At 57.7% G+C, this 1705-nt stretch carries 3 protein-coding genes; 2 read left to right on the top strand and 1 reads right to left on the bottom strand.

Annotated elements, in window-relative coordinates; translation table 11 throughout:
- Positions 1-785, top strand: a 785-nt coding sequence (locus NW856_RS04625) for an alpha/beta fold hydrolase (protein WP_414399333.1), incomplete at its 5' end; no start/stop codon positions are given.
- An 82-nt stretch (positions 786-867) separates the two neighbouring features.
- The gene (gcvH, locus tag NW856_RS04620) at positions 868-1257 is read left to right on the top strand and encodes a glycine cleavage system protein GcvH (protein WP_011432013.1); all 390 of its coding nucleotides are present in this window, start codon (positions 868-870) and stop codon (positions 1255-1257) included.
- 21 nt (positions 1258-1278) lie between these two features.
- Here the strand turns inward: gcvH and NW856_RS04615 are convergent.
- A partial coding sequence (locus NW856_RS04615; RefSeq protein ID WP_414399332.1) for a GGDEF domain-containing protein occupies positions 1279-1705 on the bottom strand: 427 nt, incomplete at its 5' end.

Here is a 1705-nt window from a genome sequence, read left to right as displayed (position 1 = left end):
AGCTGGCGATCTTGTTGCACGGTTTCCCGGAGTTTTGGTACTCCTGGCGGCATCAGATTCCGGTGTTGGCGCAGCGGTTTCGCGTGGTGGCACCCGACATGCGCGGCTACAACGATTCCGACAAACCGGATCACGGCTACGACTTGGATACCCTTACTGAGGATATTCGCGGCTTGCTGAGCCACTTTGGGGCCCGAAGAGCGGTGGTCGTAGCCCACGATTGGGGGGGAGCCATTGCCTGGCACTGGGCGCAATTTTTTCCTGAGGAGATTCGCAAGCTGGCCGTCCTCAATTCTCCCCATCCGGCCTGCTTTCGCCGGGAATTCTTGAGCAACTTGGATCAACTGCGCCGCAGTTGGTACCTGTTCTTTTTTCAATTGCCTTGGCTGCCAGAGTGGGTGCTGCAGTGGGATTTGGGAGATTGGGTGCGCCGCATTTTCCAGGAAACCTCGGTGCGCAAAAGCGCCTTCACCCGCCACGACCTCAAGCTCTACCAAGAGGCCCTCTCCAAACCCAAGGTTCTCACCTCTGCCCTCAACTACTACCGCCAGCTGTTTAACCTGCCCACCTTGCAGAACCTGTTTTTGCAGCCCATGCGGCAGATCCTCGCCCCCACCCTGCTGATTTGGGGAGAAGAAGACTTTGCCCTCAGCCGCGAGCTAACTGAGGGGATGGATCCCTTTTTCCCCAACGGCCTGCGCAAGGAGTACATCCCCGAATGCGGCCATTGGGCGCAGCAGGAAGCTCCGCAAACTGTAAATCGGCTGCTGATGGAGTTTCTCTAGCGGGCCGGGCTTGGGATCCGCTCTTTACCATCTTCAAGGGTTGACCCTAGAATAATCCACTGAATTCTACGGGAGAACCGGCATGGCCCTGGAGTATCCATCCCATCTGCGCTACGTGGACACCCACGAGTACATCCATGTTGAGGATGATATTGCGGTGATTGGGATCACAGCTTATGCCGTCGATCAACTGGGGGATATCGTTTTCGTGGGCTTGCCCGAAGAAGGGACAGAGATTGAAAAAGGGGAAAGCTTTGGCTCGGTGGAATCGGTCAAAGCCGTCGAAGATCTCTATGCCCCTCTTTCTGGAGAGGTGGTGGCCGTGAATACAGCGGTGGTGGAGAGCCCCGAAAGCCTTGCCGACGATCCCTATGGCGATGGCTGGCTGATCAAGGTGCGCATTGCCAACCCCGAAGACTTGGAAGACACCATGAGCGCCGAAGCCTACGCTAGTTTGGTGGAGGGATCCTAAACTCCAGCAGTTGGCCCTGAACTACAGCAAAGTCTCTCGGTTACCCCCCTCAGCTTTGGCTTGGTAGAGGGCCTTGTCGGCAGCAGCCAGCAGACTTTGTGGGTCAGTTCCCTCTCCCAGCTCCAGCAGAGAGGCGATGCCCACACTGCAGCTTAGGGAGATGGTCTCCGTCCCCGCCTGCACCAACAGGGTCTGGACAGCCTGCCGCAAGCGTTCTGCCAGCCCTAGGATCTGCGAGTTCGGGATCCCGCGCACCAGCAGGGCAAACTCATCGCCCCCCAAGCGGGCCACCAGATCGTCTTGGCGAACGTGAGCTTGCAATTGCCGCGCCACCTGGATCAAGGTTTGATCCCCAGCCCAGTGCCCCCAGCGGTCGTTGATTTGCTTAAACCCATCCAAATCCAGATAGAGCACGTGGAGAGGAATTTGATGGCGAAGAGCAAAGGGG

The sequence above is a fragment of the Synechococcus sp. R3-13 genome (assembly GCF_047462195.1).
Taxonomy (GTDB): Bacteria; Cyanobacteriota; Cyanobacteriia; order Thermostichales; family Thermostichaceae; genus Thermostichus.
Note: the sequence above shows the minus strand (reverse complement) of the source record. Positions and strands in the feature narration are given on the sequence as shown.